Raw genomic sequence first — 17,424 nt, 5'->3', positions numbered from 1 at the left:
CGCACGACACGCTCCCGCGTCCGGTGAGGACGTCCGCACCGCATGCGTCCGCGCCGTCGCAGCGCCGCCGCCGGCACCGGACGCGGCGCACCAACCCGCTCGCGGGTCTCGGCTCGGTCCTCTGGCTGGTCGTCGTGATCGTCCCGATCTACGCGATGATCTCGGCGTCGCTGACCCGGCAGGACGACGCGCTGGGCAACAACGCGCTGAAGCCGCCGAGCCGGCCGACCCTCGCCAACTACAACACCGTCCTGCACAGCGGCTTCTTCCACTTCCTGGCCAACACCGCGGTCGTGGCGGCCGCCGTCGTGGCCGTAGTGCTGGTCCTGTGCGTGCCCCTCGCCTACGTGGCCGTGCGCACCCGTACCTTCTTCTCGGGCGCCGCCTTCCGGCTGTTCCTGCTGGGTGTGGCGATCCCCGCGCAGGCGGTGGTGGTCCCGCTGTACCTGATGATCGCCAAGCTGAACCTCTACGACAGCCTGCTCGCCATCGTCCTGCCCACGGCGGCCTTCGCGATGCCGGTGTCGGTGCTGATCCTGACCGGCACCCTGAGGGACATCTCCGAGGAGCTGTACGAGGCGATGGCGCTGGACGGCGCCTCGGCCACGCGGATGCTGTTCCAACTGGTGATCCCGCTGGCCAAGGGCGGCATCAGCACCGTCGGCATCTACTCGGCGCTGCAGGCCTGGAACGGCTTCCTCTTCCCGCTGATCTTCACCCAGTCCGACGGCCCCCGGGTGCTCACCCTGGGTCTGTTCAACTACGTCAGCCAGTTCGGCGTCGACATCCCCGCCCTGCTCGCCTCGGTCGTCCTCTCCGGCGTCCCCGTCTTCGCCGTCTATCTGGTGGCCCGCCGCGCTCTCGTGGGCGGACTGCTGGGCGTCGGCGGCAAGTGAGGCGCCGCGCGGGGCGCTCGCCCCGCCTTCCCGACAGGAGTTCCATGACCCCCGCTCCCTGGCGTGATGCCGCCCTGTCCGCGGCCGCACGCGTCGACGACCTGCTGTCCCGGATGACCCTGGAGGAGAAGATCGCCCAGCTGTACGGCGTGTGGGTGGGCGCCGCCACCGACGGCGACGGCGTCGCGCCGAACCAGCAGGCCATGAACACCGACTACGACTGGGACGAGCTGATCACGCGGGGTCTGGGCCAGCTCACCCGCTCCTTCGGCACCGCCCCCGTGGACCCGGCGCTCGGCGCGCAAGCGCTGGCCCGCGCCCAGCAACGGATCGTCGAGGCCGGCCGGTTCGGCATCCCTGCCGTCGCCCACGAGGAGTGCCTGGCGGGCTTCACGGCCTGGGGCGCCACGGCCTACCCGGTACCGCTGGCATGGGGCGCCACCTTCGACCCGGCGCTGGTGGCGGAGATGGCCCGGCACATCGGCCGGGATCTGCGGGCGGTCGGCGTCCACCAGGGCCTGGCCCCCGTCCTGGACGTGGTCCGCGACCCGCGCTGGGGACGCGTCGAGGAGACGATCGGGGAGGACCCCTACCTCGTCGGCACCATCGGGACCGCGTACGTCCGGGGACTGGAGTCGGCCGGGATCGTCGCCACGCTGAAGCACTTCGCCGGCTACTCCTCCTCCGCGGGCGCTCGGAACCTGGCCCCGGTGCGGGCGGGCAGGCGTGAGTTCGCGGACGTCACGCTGCCGCCCTTCGAGATGGCCTTGCGCGAGGGCGGGGCGCGCTCGCTGATGGCGGCCTACACCGAGACGGACGGCGTGCCCGCGTCGGCGGACCCACGCCTGCTGACCGGACTGCTCCGCGAGGAGTGGGGCTTCACCGGCACGGTCGTGGCCGACTACTTCGGCATCGACTTCCTGCGCACCCTGCACCGGGTCGCGGAGACCCCCGCCGAGTCGGCACACCTGGCGCTGGCCGCCGGCGTCGACGTGGAACTGCCGACGCTGAAGTGCTACGGCGACGACCTGGTCGCAGCGGTGCGGGAGGGCCGCGTCGCCGAGTCCCTGGTGGACCGCGCGGCCCGCCGCGTCCTGCTGCAGAAGTGCGAACTGGGCCTTCTGGACGAGGGCTGGCACTCCCCGGCACCCCAGTCGGTCGACCTCGATCCGGCGGAGAACCGCGTTCTGGCCCGCCGCCTGGCCGAGGAGTCGGTGGTTCTGCTCGACAACCCCGACGGCGTGCTGCCGCTGTCCCCCGACGCGCGGATCGCGGTGTTCGGACCGCGGGCGTCGGACGCCCTCGCGATGCTGGGCTGCTATTCGTTCCCCGCACACGTGGGCGCGCAGCATCCGGACGTCCCCACGGGCATCGCCATCCCGACCCTGTTGGAGGCGCTGCGCGACGAACTCCCGCACGCCAAGATCGTGTTCACCGAGGGCTGCGGGGTGTCGGACCCGGACACCTCCGGATTCGCCGAGGCGGTGGCGAGGGCGTCAGAGGCGGACGTGTGCGTCGCGGTCCTCGGCGACCGCTCGGGCCTGTTCGGCCGGGGCACCTCGGGCGAGGGCTGCGACGTGCCGGACCTCGCACTGCCCGGTGTGCAGGGGGAACTGCTCGACGCGCTGCTGGCAACCGGGGTGCCGGTGGTGCTGGTGCTGCTGACCGGACGCCCCTACGCGCCGGTCCGTCCGCACGGCCGGCCGGCCGCGGTGGTGCAGGCGTTCTTCCCGGGTGAGGAGGGCGGTCCCGCCGTGGCGGGGGTCCTGACCGGCCGCGTGAACCCCTCGGGCCGGCTTCCGGTGAGCGTGCCGCGGATGCCCGGCGGCCAGCCGTGGACCTACCTCCAGCCGCCGCTGGGCCTGGCCGGTGAGGTCAGCAGCCTGGACCCGACGCCGCTGTACCCCTTCGGGCACGGGTTGTCGTACACGCGATTCGTCTGGGACGGCTTCACGGGCACGGAGCCCGTCATCGGCACCGACGGCAGCTACGACCTCTCCGTGACGGTCCGCAACACGGGCAGCAGGAGGGGCGCGGAGGTCGTCCAGCTGTACCTGCACGACCCGGTGGCCTCGGTGACCCGCCCGGACGTCCGCCTGATCGGATACCGGCGGCTGGAACTGGACCCGGGGGAGTCCCACCGGGTGACCTTCCGCTTCCATACGGACCTGTCGGCCTTCACCGGTAGTACAGGCGCCCGGATCGTCGAACCGGGCGCCCTGGAACTACGGCTGGCCGCGTCGAGCAGGGACGTCCGCCACACGGCCCGCCTCACGCTCACCGGCCCGGTCCGCGACCTGGGCCCCGACCGCCGGCTGCACTGCGAGACAGAGGTGTCCACGAACGGGTGACCCCTCAACTGGTCCAGAGGCGTTCACACTTGGCCGCCGCCTGGTACCACAGCACGGCGTCAGTGCACGATGGGGGACGGGCCCGTCTCCAGGCCCAGGGCGGCCACGGAGCGGCGCTGGTCGTGCCTGCGTCACTCACTACCGACCCCGATGGAGATGGGTGTCGACGTCGATGACGACGTTCGGCAGCAGGCGCAGCACGTCCTGGCGTCCTTGAGGTCTTAAGCGACCGTGAGCACGATCTTGCCTTGGAGATGTCCTCGGGCGGCGCGTTCGTGCGCCGCTCGGGCATCCTCGAGCGGAAACGTGCTGTCTATCGCGACGCGAACCGTGCCCGCGTCGAGCAGGCGTCCCAGTTCGGCGAGCTGCGCGCTGTTCGAGCGGACCTGGGTGCCCGAGACCGTGACGCCCAGCTTCGCGGTCTCTTCGTCGTCGTAGTCGCCGAAGAACACCGGGTAGAGGGCGCCCCCGCGCTTGAGCGTGCGCAGGAAGCGACCGCTGTCGCGACCACCGACGGTGTCGAGAACGAGGTCGACGTCGTGCAGGACCTCCTCGGGACGACTCTTCGTGTAGTCGATGAACTGGTCGGCGCCGAGCTCGTGCAGGAACGATTCATGCGCGCCCGATGCCACCGCGATGACACGTGCACCCTGCCATTTCGCCAGCTGTAGTGCGAAGTGCCCCACGCCGCCCGCGGCGCCGTTGATGAGCACCGCCGTGTCGGCGTCGAGTGCCATCGGCCGATGCTGCGCCGCTTGGAAGGGCGACGGGTGATCGTGTCCGAGTTCGATGAGGTACTGCCACGCCGTCAGCCCGGCCATGGGCGCCCCGGCGGCGTGCACATGATCGATGCCGGCCGGCTTGCGTGCGAGGTCCGACGCAGGCGCGGTCACGTACTCGGCATATGCGCTGCCGTCGAAGCTGGGAAAGCGAAGGAGGCCGAAGACTTCATCACCGACGGAGAGGCCGTCCACATCTGCGGCGACGGCCTCGACGACGCCCGACACGTCCGTCCCCGGAATCACGGGCAGGCTGAACTTCGGCCTCGTCTCCGGGGGGATGTTGGTCAGCCCGTCGCGCAGGTACCAGTCCGGAGGATTGACGCCGACCGCGTGAACGCGAACGAGCACCTCACCCGGCTTCGGCTCGGGCATCGGCACCTCGTCGTACCGCAGAACCTCAGGGCCGCCGTGCTCATGCACCCGGATCGCCCTCATCGTGTGTGTCGGCATCATTTTCCCTTGCCTGCGCCGCGGGATACGCTTATCGGATCAGTGGTCCATATATCCGGACCACTGATCCGAATATATGGACCACTGATCCGGATAGTCAAGAGGGGCAGATGCGGGCCGACGCCAGGAAGAATCGTGACCACCTGCTCGCCGTTGCGGGCGCCGTCATCACCGAGCAGGGCGTCGACGCATCGCTGCGCGACATCGCACGCAGGGCCGACGTGGGGCTCGCGACGCTGCTCCGTCACTTCCCGACACGCGAGGCGCTGCTCGCCGCCTTGCTCCGCACGGGCTTCGACGAGCTGACGGCAAGGGCAGGCGAGCTCGAAACGTGGAGCTCGTCCGAAGATGCGCTGGTGTCGTGGCTACGCGACTTCGTCGTCTGCGCCCGGGACTATCGCGGCGTTGCGGCGTCGATGATGACTGCCATTGAGGACACGCAGTCCGCACTTCATGCTTCGTGCGTCACGATGCGCGCGGCCGGCACGCGACTCCTTGCCCGCGCCCAGGCTGAGGGCGTGGCGCGAACCGACATCGACGGCACCGACCTGTTTGCGCTGGCCGGGTCGCTCGCGTGGCTCGGTGATCAACCCTCGCTCGCGCCACGCGCGGATCACCTCTTCGATGTTGTCGCGAGCGCGATTCTGATGAGCACAGGGAGTAGCGATGCCGAGAGGGAACGCCGCCCTCGGGGTCGTAGCTGAAATCGTCGCGCATGCGGACCAACGGCAAGGTGCGGCTCGAATCGACGCAGACCGACGCGACAGAACAGGCATGAAGGATCAGTCCCTGCTCGGTCGGTCAATTGCCATGCGCGGCGCGACTGATGATGTCCGCCATGCCGGGTGTCCTGCTCGACTGCCGCGCATGTGCGGCTGTGTGACCGTCACACTTCCGGCGGGCTGATGATGCGGCAGATGTCCGCCTCCGTGCAGGTGCTCGGGTCGGTGCCGGTCGCGCGCTGGGCCAGAGTGCGCAGGGCGGTGCGGGTGGCGCGCAGCTCGGCCATGCGCTGCTCGATGTCCGCGAGATGCGGCTCGATCAGGTCCGTGACGTGCACGCACGGTGCCTCGCCGGAATCGCGGACGGCCAGGACGGAGCGGATCTCCGCAAGGGTGAGCCCGGCCGCCTGTGCTTCGCGGATGAAGGCGAGCCGGTGTGCGGCCTGTGGCGGGTAGTCGCGGTAGCCGCCCGGAGTACGCGACGGCTCGGGCAGCAGCCCGGCCTGCTCGTAGAAGCGGACGGTCTTGGCCGTCAGCCCGCCGACGGCGGCCAGTTCTCCGGTGCGCATACGACCGAGACGACGCCTTGACCTTCCAGCGCACTGGAAGGTCTACCGTCGGTGCAGAGGCTGTGAACTGGGAGGACGACACCATGCGGATCACCGTGCTGACCGTGCCCGACTGCCCCAACGCCCCGGTGATCGAGGAACGGCTCACCCGGGCGCTCGACGGCCGTGCCGCGGACGTGCAACGGGTCGAGGTCGCCGATCGCGAGCAGGCCGTGCGGCTCGGGATGGCCGGATCTCCCACCGTACTGATCGACGGGGTGGACCCCTTCGCCGCGCCGGGCGCGCCCGCCTCCCTGTCCTGCCGCCTGTATCGCGGGCCCGAGGGCCACGTCGAAGGAGCGCCGAGCGTCACCGACCTGCGGCGCGTACTGGCCGATGGGGACGCCGCCTTGGACTGAGACTGTCCGCCGATGGGTGCAGCCGACCGCGGCGGCCGGGGACGCCTCGCCCCGGAAGCCGGCGGGGTGCGTGCTGTTGGGCAAGCCGTGGTCCGCCACTTCGCGGCTACCCGACACGGCCCCGCGGTCGATGAGCTGGAAGCCGCGGCCGCCGCGCATGGCCGCACCGCCGCCGAGGTGGTCGCCGACCTGGCGGCCGACGACCTCCTCGTCCCCGACGGCCATGGCCGCATCCGGGCCGCCTATCCGTTCTCCGCCGTGCCCACCGCTCATCGCGTCCGCCGCGCCGACGGGATCGACGCATGGGCGATGTGCGCGATCGACGCCCTCGGCATCCCGGCAGACCATCCTGGCCGGCGAAGGTGTCATCCTCCTCGGTGAGCTCGCCAACCGCGACTCGCGGGTCTTCGAGGACCCCGACCGCCTGGACATCACCCGCAACGCCCGCCGGCACCAGGCGTTCGGCGCCGGCACCCACCACTGCGTCGGCCAGCCGCTGGCGCGGCTCGAACTGCAGGTGATCTGCCCCGCCCTCTTCCGCCGCATCCCCACCCTGCGCACCACCGTCCCCCTGGAGGACACCCGCTTCAAGTACGACGCCGTGATCTACGGCCTTCACGAACTTCCCGTCATGTGGTGAGATCGAGTCGGCCGGTGCCACGGACACCCTCATCCGGCGGAACCGCACATTGCTGTCCGCCGGCGCCCCGAGGTCGGCCTCCCGCGGTTTGAGGACAGGGCGGTCTTCGTCCCGGATCCGGTTTCGGAGGTCCCGGCGTCAGGCAGCCGCAGAGGGACGTGGTTCGCCGTGGAAAACCTGGCCGACGTGCCAGACGCGGTGAGCGGTCGCCATCGGGCGTGCGCCCGGCTGTGGGCCGATGAGTGGACGGCCCGCGAGGGCTATGACGTGCTCGCGGGCGGCGGGGCTGTGGCCGACGAAGTGTTGTGAGACCAGGATGCGCTGGCCGTCGCCCACACCGAGGACGCCTTTGTCGAACAGCTTGTGGTGCAGCGAGCACAGGCACAGCCCGTTCTCGATGTCGTCGGGGCCTCCGAACGCCCACCAGCGCACGTGGGCGGCCTCCAGCCCGACCGGCACCGCGCCGATCCTGCCGTCGTAGCCGCAGAAGGCGCACCGGTACTCGTAGGCGGTCAGCACCAGCTCGCGCATCCGCCGGTCCCGCTGCCTGCGCGCCGTCAAGGGCGGCTCGGTCTGCGGCGGCTCCAGCTCCAGGCCGACCGCCTCGCACAGCTCACTGTGGAGGGAGGGCGGGAAATGCAGATCGAGCAGCGACCGCGCGATCCTGCCGAGGAGCTGCGGCTCGCGCCGCAGCGCTGCCCTCAAGTCCGGTGCGAGCCGTCCGGTGGCACCCGTTTCCCGGAGATCCCGCACCCCGCTTCCGGGGCTGCCGGGCCCGCGATCGGTGCTCACTTCCCAAACGCCGTCGCTGACCAGGTGGTGGAAGGGGTAGGCGGGTGTCGTCTTGTTCGGCGGGCCGTACTCGGTGAGCAGCCGCTGCAGGTCCTGCTCCACCGTGGTGTATCGCAGGCCGCCCTCCGCATACTCCTGGAATCGGCCGAGGGCGTACAGGAGCAGCAGTGGCTTGTGCGGAGCGCGCGTCCCGCTTCTGGTCCACTGCCTCAGCTTCGCTGTCCGCTCGAGCCAGTCCATAGCGGGTGATCGTAGAGGGCCCTCCCCGGCGCATGACGAGGCGGGACCCGAAAGCCCCGCCCCACAGCGGCGATGGGAAGCGGTGGGGTGCTGACTACGCGGCTGCCGGCAGCACGTGGTCGCCGACCTCGTCCGTGCTCAGGCAGAGGGAACAGACGACTGCGTCATGGGTGGCGCAGCCGGTCAGGTCCGGTCGCTCGTACGGCTGGTGGCAGACGTGGCAGTCGAGGGTGACCGCGCTCGGGTTGCCTTCCGCGTCCAACAGGGGCTCGGTGATGCCGTCGTCGGTGCGGCGGAGGTAGTACCTGCCCTTGGTGACGATCGCCGTCAGCGGGGTCAGCACGAAGGCGATCATGGCTGCGGCGACGGGGGAGTACGGCTGGAGGGTGTCGCCCAGCAGATGGAAGTACATGGCGATCGACAGTCCGGATGCGGCGACGAAGGCCACGACGCCCACCGGGTTGACGGCGTGGAGCATGCCCCGGCGGAACTCCGGCTGCAGCGGGGACAGCTTCAGCAGGTACTTGTTGATTCCGATGTCCGTGGCGACGGTGACCACCCAGGCGATCGCGCAGTTCGAGTAGAAGCCGAGGATGCTGTTGAGGAAGCTGAACATGTCGGCTTCCATCAGGGCGAGCGCGAAGGCCAGGTTGACCAGGACGAAGACCATGCGGCCGGGGTAGTGCTTGGTGACCCGCGTGAAGGAGTTCGTCCACGCCAGCGAGCCGGAGTATGCGTTTGTCACGTTGATCTTGATCTGGCTGATGACCACCAGTGCGACGGCCAGCGGGATGACCATCCAGGAGGGCATCATCGCGTCGAAGGCACCGCGGAACTGCTGGATGGGCTCGGTCGCGGCGGTCGGGCCGACCTTCGCGAGAATGTAGACGGCCAGGAAGACGCCGATGGCCTGCTTCAGCGCGCCGAGAACCACCCAGCCGGGACCGGCCATCACCACGGCGGTCCACCAAGTGCGCTTGTTGGCCTCGGTTTTGGGCGGCATGAAGCGCAGATAGTCGATCTGCTCGCCGATCTGCGCGATCAATGACAGACACACGCCCGCACCCAGCAGCACGGACGCGGTGTCGACGCCGCCGTCGCCATCGGTGCCGGCGTAGGAGAGGAAGCGGTCGACCGTGCCGGGGTCGGTGGCGATCAGATGGACCAGCGGGCCGATCATCAGCAGCAGCCAGATGGGGGTCGTCCACACCTGGAGTTTGCTGAGGGCTTTCATGCCGTAGATCACCAGTGGGATGACCATCAGCGTGGAGAGCAGGTAGCCCAGCCACAGCGGTAGTCCGAGGCCGAGTTTGAGGCCCTGGGCCATGATTGAGCCTTCGAGGGCGAAGAAGATGAAGGTGAAGCTGGCGAAGATGACGCTGGTCAGCACCGAGCCGTAGTAGCCGAAGCCGGAGCCTCGCGTGATCAGGTCGAGGTCGATGTTGTAGCGGGCGCCGTAGTAGGCGAGCGGGAAGCCGGTGACGAAGATGACGACGGCGGCGACCGCGATGGCCACGAGCGCGTTGCCGGTGCCGTGCGCCAGGCCGATGCCGGCGCCGATGGAGAAGTCGGCCATGTAGGCGATGCCGCCGAGTGCGGTGGTGGCCACGACCATTGGGGCCCAGCGGCGGTAACTGCGGGGGGCGAAACGGAGGGTGTAGTCCTCCAGCGTCTCGTTGACCGCCTGGTCGGCGGCGGCCTTCGTCGTGTCTGTCGTTGGCGGCCGTGACTCGGTGGTGCTCATGTCGCGCCTCCCGATGGTGCTGGTGCTGGTGCGGGTGCTTCGGTGAAGGGATGAGCCCCGCTTGGCGTCATCGGCAGGACGGGGGAGCCGACGGACCGTCACGAGTCGCGTGCGGCCGTGCATAAGCCTCTGATCCCACGGCCGGTCACGTTAGGAAGCGGTTGTTACCGTCCGTTCCCACCGTCGTGAACGCGTCGTTTCCGAGTACTCACCTTCCGTCTCGTGGTCTCCCCGCAGCGACAGTGGCTCGCCGACGTCGGCGATGGTGAGCCCGCGCCAGGGCGGCCAGGCCCACCCGGCTCGGCCGGTCCGGAAGAGGTGTCGGCCTCGTCGAGGCATGGCGGATCAGGGCTCGTCCGGATGGAACGCCATGATCAGCCCGGCCGCGCTGACGTGCCGCTCACCCCGGCGCACGAACGACTGTGCGCCCTCGTCGGTGACTCCGAAGGACTACGTGTCGTGGGCGTGCATCGGATACGCGTAGTGCTCGAAGCGGGTGTCCCTGGCCTCCAGCGCAAGCCCGGGAACCCGCCAATAGGCGGCGCGCTCTCCGGAGGACTTCATGTCCCCATGGTGCCGCACGAGCGTTCAAGCCCCCGGACCTCACCCAGGCGCACCCTGGACACCATCGTCTCGATCAGCGAAGGGACCACAGGAATGACCGGGAACGTTTCACCAGCACCGACGAACCTTCACGGGACGGAGCGCGTCCGCCTGGCCGTCTACACCGGATTCGCGAGCAGCGGACATGCTCCGAGCGTGCCGGAACTCGCGGCACTCACCGGACTCGCCCCCGACCAGGTGCGCCAGGAACTGCACACCCTTCACGGAAGTCATGACGTCGTCCTGAACCCGCGGGACACCGACCAGATCGTGATGGCCCACCCCTTCGCGTCCGTGCCGCTCGGCTTCGCCGTCATGGGGGCGCGCACACTGTGGTGGGGCGGTTGCGCCTGGGACTCGTTCGCCATCCCCTGTCTGCTCAAGGACGAGCCCGACGTCCTGGTCGCCACCCGCTGTCCGTCCTGCGACACCCCGCACGCCTGGGTGGTCGGCCGAGACGCGCCCCCGCAGGGTGACCAGGTGGCCCATTTCCTCACCCCCATGCGCCGGGTCTGGGACGACGTCGTGCACACCTGCGGCGACCAGCGCCTGTTCTGCTCCACCGGCTGCGTCGACACCTGGCTGCACAAGACGGGCCAGGAGCGTGGCTACGTCATGGATCTGGGCACTGTGTGGCGCCTCGCCCGCGACTGGTACACCGGACGCCTGGAGCCGGGCTACACCCGCCGCGACCCCGCCTCCGCCACCGCCTACTTCTCGGAGGTCGGCCTGCTCGGATCCTTCTGGGGGCTGCCCGACTGAGGCCCGGAGCCGGCTCCCGGCCCTGAAGGGGACGACGAGTGGCCGTACGGCGGCACGCCGTCCCGACTCGATCCCTGCGACCGCGGCCCCGCCGCCGGCCATGTCTGCGGAAACGGCACGCGCAGTGCCTCGGCCGCCACAGGAGTGTGGTCCGCGGCGGCGTGCAGCCGACCGTCGCGCAGGACGACGGTGCCGCTGTGGAGCATGGTCGTGATGAGCTCGGCGGCGAGCTCCTCGGGGGTCACGTCCAGAAGTCGGGCGGCGTCGGTCAGCCAGGCCCGCGCGTGCAGGTATGACTCGGCCTCCCCGGCCGCGATCCCGCCGCGGATCATCAGGGCGAATGCGAAGATCCGCCGGGCGCCGTACCAGACCGCTCCGTGCGGATCGTCCACGAGGCGCTGGCCGCGGCGCAGGGCCGCGGCGACGGCCGCGCCGGGATCGGCGGGGATCGGACCATGGGAGGGCAGGATCACGCGCGGGTCGAGGTCGGCCATCCGCTTGAGGGAGGCGAGCGCGGTGGTGGCCGCGTCGATCCCGTCGAGGGCGAGGTTCACCCAGCCGACGTCGTAGTCCGACAGCGTGTCCCCGACGACGAGCAGCCGTTCCTCCGGCTGCCACAGCGCGATATGCCCCGGGGTGTGCCCAGGCGTGCGGACGACCTTCCAGTCAGCGTCTCCGAGTTGGACGACCTGGCCGTCGTCGAGCGGCACGTCGACCGTGTACGGGGCGACCGGCTGGTCCAGGTACTCTGCCGCGCAGCAGCCCGGATCCCGGCGGGAGACGGCCTCCGCCTCCGGCGCCCCCGCGGCGACAGCGGCGCCTTGTGCCTGGAGGAGAGCGTTGCCACCGACGTGATCGGAGTGCCAGTGCGTGTTCACGACCAGATCGATCGCATGGGCGTGAGCACGAACCCAGGCGGCGGTCTCCTCGGCGTGGCCGACGAACCCGCTGTCGACCAGGGCCGGCCGACGGCCTTGCAGCAGAAGTGTGTTGGCGTCGGGGAACGGCCGCTGCCACCACGTCATCCAGGACGGCAGCGACGGCGTGTGCTGCGGGCTCACTGCTCGGGCCTGTTGACGCGGAGCAGCGTCTGCTGCCCGTTGGCGACGAGCTTCCGGCCGCCGTCACCCTGGACGCCGTACACCTCCAGCTGACACACGGTCAGGGTGCGTCCGGACTTCAGGACGGTCCCGATCGGCTCGATGTACTCGCCGGCGGCGGGTGCAAGCAGATTGATCTTGTACTCGACGGTGAGCACCTCGGAGTCCTCGGAGAACAACGTGAGCGCCGCGTAGCCACCGGCGCTGTCCGCCACGGCGCTGGTGGCCCCGGCGTGGACGTAGCCGTGCTGCTGGGTCACCTCGGGACGAGCCGGGAGCACGATGTGCACCATGCCGGGGCCGACGTGGGCGAGGCGTGCACCGAGGTGGGCCATCAGCCCCTGGCGGTCGAAGCTGTCCTGGATGCGCTTCTGTATCGCGGGGCTCGCCTGTTCCGACTGCGTCGGGTCTTCCACGTCTCTCTCCTTCGACGGGCAACACGGTGTGTGGACAGGACGGGACGGGGTTCGTCAGCCGGCCAGACGTTCCACCGGCAGGAATCCGCCCTTGACGATCGTCATGGCACCGGAGACGCGGGGGACGGCCGGCGTTGCCGAGAGCCGGGTCTCAGGACCGTGGTCCCCGCCCCCTTGAGCACGGCCCCGGCGACGGTCAGCACGGGGAGCACGGTCGCCGAACCCGCCACGAAGGCTGTCTGCGTCGTCGTGTCCATCGGTTCGGTCCCTCCCGCTTTCCACGCCCTGAGAGGGAAGGCTATGCCGGATGTGCCCGAAGGTGTTTCCGTCTTCACCCGATGATCGCGCCGCGTGAGGGAGAATCTTCTCCATGGAGCTCTCGATCGGAAGATCCTGACCGAGCCATGGCTGGACGACCGTCCGACAGTCACCGAGCTGGCCCACCGCCTGCGACTGACCGCCTCCCCCTGCCACCGTCGGCTGCGGGATCGCGAACGCAAGGGCGCGGTGCGTCTCCGCATGATCCGGCGAAGTAGGAGCCGGACCAGAAGCGTCCGTGCATGGTGGCCTGGTTCACGTGGCCGGTGAACTCGGCGCCCAGGTACCGCGAGCTCCCTCGTCGGCACGGCGGCATTGGGTCTGCTTGTTCGAAGGCCTGTGGACGCGCGCCGGCGATCTCGACGGGCTCGATCTCACCGAGGTCGAGGTACGGGTCCTGCGCGTACTGGCCGAGTACGACAAGGACGAAACCGCCGCCCGTGCGCTGAACATGTCCCTGCGCAGGTACCGCGCCCATGCGGCCGACCTGCTGACCCGGCTCGGCGCCACCACCCGCTTCCAGGCGGGCTTGCGTGCGAGGGAGCGCGGGTGGTTGTGACGGCGGGAGAAGCCGGGCAGCTGGTGAGGCGGGCGGCCCCGGTGCGCAACCAGGGCCGCCCGTGTGGTGTCAGGAGGCGTCAGCCGTGACGTCAGCCATGACGGCTCGCCCTGGCCAGGGCCGGGACGAAGCGAAGGGCGTCCACGGTGCCGACGCCGGTGGCGAGGTCGTAGCCGTTGACCGCCTTGTAGCCGGTCACACCGTGGTAGCTGTTGTCGGTGCCGTCGTTGACGTCGACGATGCCGTTGCTCCTGGAGTGGTGGGCGGAGAGGTCGTACAGGGACTTCTGGATGTTGCCCACCCGGTGGCCGGCCGCCTGGTCGGCGAGGGCGACGATGCCCGCGAAGAGCGGGGTGGCCTCGCTGGTGCCGCCGCTGACATCCCAGCCGACGGCTGTCGGGTCGTAGCTGGAGTAGATCCAGGCGCCGCCGTTGACCGCGGCGGACATCGAGATGTCCGGGGTGCCGCGGCGGTTGCCGACGAGGCCCTTCACGCCGTTCTGGAAGGCCGGGCGCGTGAAGACGTGGGACTGGCCGCCGCCACCGGAGCCGTTGTCGTTGTAGACGCTGTCCGGCTTGACGCGGTCGCCCTTGTCGTTCAGGTGGAGCTGGGTGCCGCCGATCGAGGTGACCAGAGGGTCCGAGGAGGGCCAGGAGTTGACGCGCTTGTTGTAGTACGTCTTTCCGTCCGCCTGGAGGTCGGTCGCACCGCCGTCACCGGAGGCGGCCAGCACGGTCACGTGCTTGCGGTTCGCGTCCTGGAAGGCGTACCGCAGGTTCTTGATGCTGGAGAAGTCGCCCTGGTCGAAACCGGGGAAGGTGTTCTCCGTGGCGCCGAAGCTCTGGCTGATGACGTCGCCGACGCCGTGGTCGATCAGGTACTTCTCGGCGGACATCATCTCCGGCAGACCGGTGGTGCCCTCGGTCTCGGAGACCGCCGTCTCCACCACGACGATCTTGGCGGCGGGTGCCACCGCGTGCGCCATCTCGACGTCCAGGGTGGTCTCACCGGCCCAGCCGGTCATGTCGGAGTTCTTGGGGTCGAAGACGGGGACGTGCCCCCACTTGACCACCTTCACCTTGGTGCTGGGCAGACCGAACTGCTTGCTGTAGACGTCGAGGTCGTGCTGGACGGTCGGGGAACCGTACGAGTCGACGATGACGATGGTGCGCCCCTTGCCCGTGACGCCCTTGCGGTAGAGGGCGTTCAGGTCGTACGCGGTGCGGTACTGGAGCGGGTTGTAGCAGTTGATGTGCCACTTGGCCTGGCACTGCTCACTGGAAAGCGGGCTGCTCACGCCGTGGACCAGGGTGTGCCCGACGACGGCCGGTACCGCCAGGGTGTGCGGTACGGCGGCAGGCGCGGCGGTCGCCAGTGCGGTGACCGCGAGGGCGGCGACGGACGTGGCAGCCGCGACGCCCCGCCCGGTACGGGCTATGCGCATGAATCCCCCTGTGATTCGGAGTCTACGAAGTGGTCTCGGTCTCGAGAAGAGGTTCCGAGGTGGTCTCCGCGCATCTCATCGAACGAGTCATGGACAGAACAAGACCGTTGAACGGACGATGTCGAACCCTTTACCCCCCGATGGACTGTTGCCCTGCGGGAGGCTGCCCACACCGCCGTACTACGCGTGGGCCTGGGTCTTCTCCCACTGCCCGGACGAGCCTCAGTCGGATTGCGGCGGGGTGGTCGTGCGGCACAGCGGCGGGAGCCACACGAGCAGCCCGGCAGCCAGGCCCAGCGCACCGAAGACCCACCAGATGTGGCGGAAGGCTTCGAGGGCGGTGCTGGGGGAGGGCGTGCCGACGACGGCTGCGAAGAGGCTGACGCCTAGGACGGCGCCGAGCTGACGGAAGCTCTGGTTGATCGCCGAGCCGACGCCGAACTGGGCCGGCGGCAGCGACTTCGTGGAGGCGCCGGGACTGGACGGGCAGCGTCATCCCGATGCCGGCTCCGGTGAGCACCTTGGCGGGCAGCCGTGCGACGGCCCAGCGCGGCTGGCCTGAGACGGTCAGTGCGAGGGTGCCTTGGGCGGCTGCGAACAGGACGGCCCCGCCGAGGAGCATGATCCGGTGCCCGTAGGAGCCGGCTGGCGGGACGGGCGACGATCACCGTCAGGAGATCGGGTTGGGCGCGGTGGCCAGCGCGGCGCGCAGCACCGAGTAGTGCCACACCGTGAGTCGGTGACCCGGGTATGACTCTGAGGCCCCCCGCATGCAGCACACCCTCCCGAAGGCCCGGGCACAGGCGCGTACATGCCCAGGCGTGGTCGCTCCGGCCCCGGGCCACGCGAGGGTGGGCCGAGGCCGATCGGGAGCTGTGGGTCAGTGCGGGTGGTCGTGGTGGCCGTGATGGTCACGGTGGTCGTGGCCCGGCGGGCGCTGTGCCAGGGTCTGGGCGCGTGTGGTGATCTCGTCCGTGGAGACGGCGCACACGTCGGCGAGCACCTCCTCCAGGGCGGCCAGCCAGAGCCGGTAGTAGGGGTACGGCTCCTTCGGTGCCGCGGAGGCCTCCCAGGCGGCGATGCGGGCGATCAGTGCCGCCTGGAATTCCGGCCAGGTGAAGGCGCCCGCGTCGTACAGCGTGACGGCCATGCCGAAGGCGCGGCTTTCCCAGGGCTCGGCGAACACCAGCTCACCGTTGGAGCGGGGTGGTGCGGCCGGGCCCTCGATGTCCAGCGGCGCGCTCACGGTGCCGTCACCTTGGCCACGCCGACCATCGCGTCCTGGCTCACCAGGGGTACGAGATCTTCCTCGGTGAGGTGCTCGGTGCCGGCCGGGCGCTCGGGCAGGACCAGCCAGCGCACCTCGCTGGTGGAGTCGTGGACGACGATCCGTACGTCGTCGTCGAGGTCGAGTCCCATCTCGGACAGCACGGTGCGCGGTTCCCTGACCACGCGTGCGCGGTAGGCGGGGTCCTTGTACCAGCTCGGCGGCAGGCCGAGCACTGGCCACGGGTAGCAGGAGCACAGTGTGCACACCACGACGTTGTGGGCGGCCGGGGTGTTCTCCACGACGACGATGTGCTCGCCCTGCTGCCCCGAGAAGCCGAGCTCCTCGATGGCGCCGGTGCCGTCCTCGAGCAGGCGCCGCCGGTAGTCGGGGTCGGTCCAGGCCTTGGCGACGACCTTGGCTCCGTTGAGGGGGCCCACGTTGGTCTCGTAGTGGGTGATGATTCCGTTCATCACCTTCGGGTCGATCAGGCCCCGCTCGGTGAGCAGCTGCTCAAGTGCCTCGGTGCGCAGGGCGACGGGAAGGGTCTTGTCCGGGCCGTCAGCGATGGTCATGCGGTCGTCTCCAGGTAGCTCTCGTACATTTCCATGGTCAGGGCGAAGGGTTCGGCGTCGGCGCCCCACAGTTCGCGTGAGTCGAACCGCACCGAGTAGACGTGCTGCGGGTTCTCGCCCAGGAAGTGCGCGTTGGTGTCCGGCAGCACATGGGCGGGCTGGATCAGCGCTACGACTCCGGTGTGTCCCCGGACGTAGCCCGGCAGCCGGGTGTGCCCGGCGGGCGAGATGTCCTTGGCGCGGACGTGCTCGCCGACACCGAAGGCCGGGGCGGCGTCCACGGAGCGCAGCGAACCCTCGGCCGTGGGCGCGTAGTGGGGCCGGTCGGGCACGGGGACCGGCGGTTCCTCGACATGCTCGCCGCGCAGGTTGCGGGCGCGGGCCTCGATGGCGCCGGGCGCCAGGACGGAGCGTTCGGTGAGCGTCAGCTCACCGGTGTTGAGCCACCGCCCGAAGTAGCCGTCGTCCAGGTAGGCGGCGCGGTCCAGACGCTCCATCGCGTGCCGGAAGGCGTCCGTGTTGACGCCGCCGCTGGCAACACGGCTGGAGAGAATCGCCAGCGCGAACGCCTTGCGTTGCCAGCCTTCTTCGAAGACGGGTTCTTCGCGTCGGGGTGGATGAACGGGGCCCCATCCCTGGGTGCCCCCCATGTCGGCGACACCTTCCATGGCGCAACCTCTCATATGCCTGCAAGAGAAGGCATATTCACTCGAATGGTAGGTGGCTGGTGTCCCGGCGTCACGGCGTGAGCCGTGCTCCGATCCGTTGATCGCGGTGCCTGCAGTGCATGTGTCGC

The 17,424-nt window shown here is 69.9% G+C and carries 16 protein-coding genes and 3 pseudogenes; 9 read left to right on the top strand and 10 right to left on the bottom strand.

Going from position 1 to position 17,424, the window contains the following annotated elements; translation table 11 throughout:
• Positions 1–23: 23 nt before the first annotated feature.
• On the top strand, positions 24–896 hold the full coding sequence (locus tag AB0L95_RS25480) for a carbohydrate ABC transporter permease (RefSeq protein WP_365164847.1): 873 nt from the start codon (positions 24–26) through the stop codon (positions 894–896).
• Between the two features lie 44 nt (positions 897–940).
• Positions 941–3,247 (top strand): glycoside hydrolase family 3 N-terminal domain-containing protein, encoded by a 2,307-nt coding sequence (locus tag AB0L95_RS25475; RefSeq protein ID WP_365164845.1) that lies wholly within the window; start codon positions 941–943, stop codon positions 3,245–3,247.
• Between the two features lie 221 nt (positions 3,248–3,468).
• Here AB0L95_RS25475 and AB0L95_RS25470 read toward each other — a convergent pair whose 3' ends face one another.
• Positions 3,469–4,479 (bottom strand): NADP-dependent oxidoreductase, encoded by a 1,011-nt coding sequence (locus tag AB0L95_RS25470; protein WP_365164891.1) that lies wholly within the window; start codon positions 4,477–4,479, stop codon positions 3,469–3,471.
• Between the two features lie 110 nt (positions 4,480–4,589).
• Here AB0L95_RS25470 and AB0L95_RS25465 point away from each other — a divergent pair, with 110 nt between their 5' ends.
• Positions 4,590–5,183: a helix-turn-helix domain-containing protein gene (locus AB0L95_RS25465; RefSeq protein ID WP_365164843.1), complete on the top strand. Its 594-nt coding sequence runs from the start codon at positions 4,590–4,592 to the stop codon at positions 5,181–5,183.
• Between the two features lie 182 nt (positions 5,184–5,365).
• On the opposite strand, the gene AB0L95_RS25460 is transcribed toward AB0L95_RS25465, so the two are convergent.
• Positions 5,366–5,770: a heavy metal-responsive transcriptional regulator gene (locus AB0L95_RS25460; RefSeq protein ID WP_365164841.1), complete on the bottom strand. Its 405-nt coding sequence runs from the start codon at positions 5,768–5,770 to the stop codon at positions 5,366–5,368.
• Between the two features lie 62 nt (positions 5,771–5,832).
• Here AB0L95_RS25460 and AB0L95_RS25455 point away from each other — a divergent pair, with 62 nt between their 5' ends.
• From AB0L95_RS25455 to AB0L95_RS25445, 3 genes and pseudogenes are all read left to right on the top strand, one after another.
• The gene (locus AB0L95_RS25455; RefSeq protein ID WP_365164839.1) at positions 5,833–6,168 is read left to right on the top strand and encodes a thioredoxin family protein; all 336 of its coding nucleotides are present in this window, start codon (positions 5,833–5,835) and stop codon (positions 6,166–6,168) included.
• A 243-nt stretch (positions 6,169–6,411) separates the two neighbouring features.
• Positions 6,412–6,501: pseudogene (gene merB, locus AB0L95_RS25450) on the top strand (organomercurial lyase); the annotation flags it as partial.
• Position 6,502: 1 nt separating this feature from the next.
• Positions 6,503–6,808 (top strand): annotated as a pseudogene (locus tag AB0L95_RS25445) (cytochrome P450); the annotation flags it as partial.
• 138 nt (positions 6,809–6,946) lie between these two features.
• On the opposite strand, the gene AB0L95_RS25440 reads toward AB0L95_RS25445, so the two are convergent.
• Positions 6,947–7,840 carry a phosphorothioated DNA-binding restriction endonuclease gene (locus tag AB0L95_RS25440; protein WP_365164837.1) on the bottom strand — a complete coding sequence of 298 codons (894 nt, stop codon included), beginning with the start codon at positions 7,838–7,840 and terminating at the stop codon, positions 6,947–6,949.
• A gap of 94 nt (positions 7,841–7,934) precedes the next feature.
• Positions 7,935–9,584, bottom strand: a complete 1,650-nt coding sequence (locus AB0L95_RS25435) for an allantoin permease (protein ID WP_365164834.1) — start codon at positions 9,582–9,584, stop codon at positions 7,935–7,937.
• Positions 9,585–10,241: 657 nt separating this feature from the next.
• Here AB0L95_RS25435 and merB (AB0L95_RS25430) point away from each other — a divergent pair.
• Positions 10,242–10,949: an organomercurial lyase gene (merB, locus tag AB0L95_RS25430; protein ID WP_365164832.1), complete on the top strand. Its 708-nt coding sequence runs from the start codon at positions 10,242–10,244 to the stop codon at positions 10,947–10,949.
• On the opposite strand, the gene AB0L95_RS25425 is transcribed toward merB (AB0L95_RS25430), so the two are convergent.
• Together AB0L95_RS25425 and AB0L95_RS25420 are read right to left on the bottom strand one after the other, a co-directional pair.
• The gene (locus AB0L95_RS25425) at positions 10,898–12,010 is read right to left on the bottom strand and encodes an MBL fold metallo-hydrolase (RefSeq protein WP_365164830.1); all 1,113 of its coding nucleotides are present in this window, start codon (positions 12,008–12,010) and stop codon (positions 10,898–10,900) included. The genes merB (AB0L95_RS25430) and AB0L95_RS25425 overlap by 52 nt on opposite strands.
• Positions 12,007–12,465 (bottom strand): PaaI family thioesterase, encoded by a 459-nt coding sequence (locus AB0L95_RS25420; protein WP_365164828.1) that lies wholly within the window; start codon positions 12,463–12,465, stop codon positions 12,007–12,009. The genes AB0L95_RS25425 and AB0L95_RS25420 overlap by 4 nt, the downstream gene beginning before the upstream one ends.
• Before the next feature lie 351 nt (positions 12,466–12,816).
• On the opposite strand from AB0L95_RS25420, the pseudogene AB0L95_RS25415 reads away from it, so the two are divergent.
• Both AB0L95_RS25415 and AB0L95_RS25410 read left to right on the top strand, forming a co-directional pair.
• Positions 12,817–12,975, top strand: a pseudogene (locus AB0L95_RS25415) (winged helix-turn-helix transcriptional regulator); the annotation flags it as partial.
• A gap of 133 nt (positions 12,976–13,108) precedes the next feature.
• Complete coding sequence (locus AB0L95_RS25410; RefSeq protein WP_365164826.1) at positions 13,109–13,342, top strand: hypothetical protein; 234 nt, start codon at positions 13,109–13,111, stop codon at positions 13,340–13,342.
• Positions 13,343–13,433: 91 nt separating this feature from the next.
• Here AB0L95_RS25410 and AB0L95_RS25405 read toward each other — a convergent pair whose 3' ends face one another.
• The 4 genes from AB0L95_RS25405 to nthB form a co-directional block, all read right to left on the bottom strand.
• Positions 13,434–14,786: a S53 family peptidase gene (locus AB0L95_RS25405; protein WP_365164824.1), complete on the bottom strand. Its 1,353-nt coding sequence runs from the start codon at positions 14,784–14,786 to the stop codon at positions 13,434–13,436.
• A gap of 880 nt (positions 14,787–15,666) precedes the next feature.
• Positions 15,667–16,032, bottom strand: a complete 366-nt coding sequence (locus tag AB0L95_RS25400; protein WP_365164822.1) for a nitrile hydratase accessory protein — start codon at positions 16,030–16,032, stop codon at positions 15,667–15,669.
• On the bottom strand, positions 16,029–16,628 hold the full coding sequence (gene nthA, locus AB0L95_RS25395) for a nitrile hydratase subunit alpha (protein ID WP_365164820.1): 600 nt from the start codon (positions 16,626–16,628) through the stop codon (positions 16,029–16,031). Before nthA ends, AB0L95_RS25400 begins: the two co-directional genes overlap by 4 nt.
• The gene (gene nthB / locus AB0L95_RS25390) at positions 16,625–17,296 is read right to left on the bottom strand and encodes a nitrile hydratase subunit beta (RefSeq protein WP_365164818.1); all 672 of its coding nucleotides are present in this window, start codon (positions 17,294–17,296) and stop codon (positions 16,625–16,627) included. The genes nthA and nthB overlap by 4 nt, the downstream gene beginning before the upstream one ends.
• Positions 17,297–17,424: the final 128 nt, after the last annotated feature.

It is taken from the genome of Streptomyces sp. NPDC052036, assembly GCF_040680495.1.
Lineage (GTDB): Bacteria > Actinomycetota > Actinomycetes > Streptomycetales > Streptomycetaceae > Streptomyces.
The sequence above is the reverse complement of the archived record's forward strand: the minus strand, read 5'-3'. Positions and strand labels throughout refer to the sequence as shown.

Excerpts from the sequence above, each read along its gene's own strand:
- AB0L95_RS25475 (WP_365164845.1), top strand. The coding sequence starts at position 941 with ATGACCCCCGCTCCCTGGCGTGATGCCGCCCTGTCCGCGGCCGCACGC.
- AB0L95_RS25470 (WP_365164891.1), bottom strand. The coding sequence starts at position 4,479 with ATGCCGACACACACGATGAGGGCGATCCGGGTGCATGAGCACGGCGGC.
- AB0L95_RS25465 (WP_365164843.1), top strand. The coding sequence starts at position 4,590 with ATGCGGGCCGACGCCAGGAAGAATCGTGACCACCTGCTCGCCGTTGCG.
- AB0L95_RS25460 (WP_365164841.1), bottom strand. The coding sequence starts at position 5,770 with ATGCGCACCGGAGAACTGGCCGCCGTCGGCGGGCTGACGGCCAAGACC.
- AB0L95_RS25440 (WP_365164837.1), bottom strand. The coding sequence starts at position 7,840 with ATGGACTGGCTCGAGCGGACAGCGAAGCTGAGGCAGTGGACCAGAAGC.
- AB0L95_RS25435 (WP_365164834.1), bottom strand. The coding sequence starts at position 9,584 with ATGAGCACCACCGAGTCACGGCCGCCAACGACAGACACGACGAAGGCC.
- merB (WP_365164832.1), top strand. The coding sequence starts at position 10,242 with ATGACCGGGAACGTTTCACCAGCACCGACGAACCTTCACGGGACGGAG.
- AB0L95_RS25405 (WP_365164824.1), bottom strand. The coding sequence starts at position 14,786 with ATGCGCATAGCCCGTACCGGGCGGGGCGTCGCGGCTGCCACGTCCGTC.
- nthA (WP_365164820.1), bottom strand. The coding sequence starts at position 16,628 with ATGACCATCGCTGACGGCCCGGACAAGACCCTTCCCGTCGCCCTGCGC.
- nthB (WP_365164818.1), bottom strand. The coding sequence starts at position 17,296 with ATGGAAGGTGTCGCCGACATGGGGGGCACCCAGGGATGGGGCCCCGTT.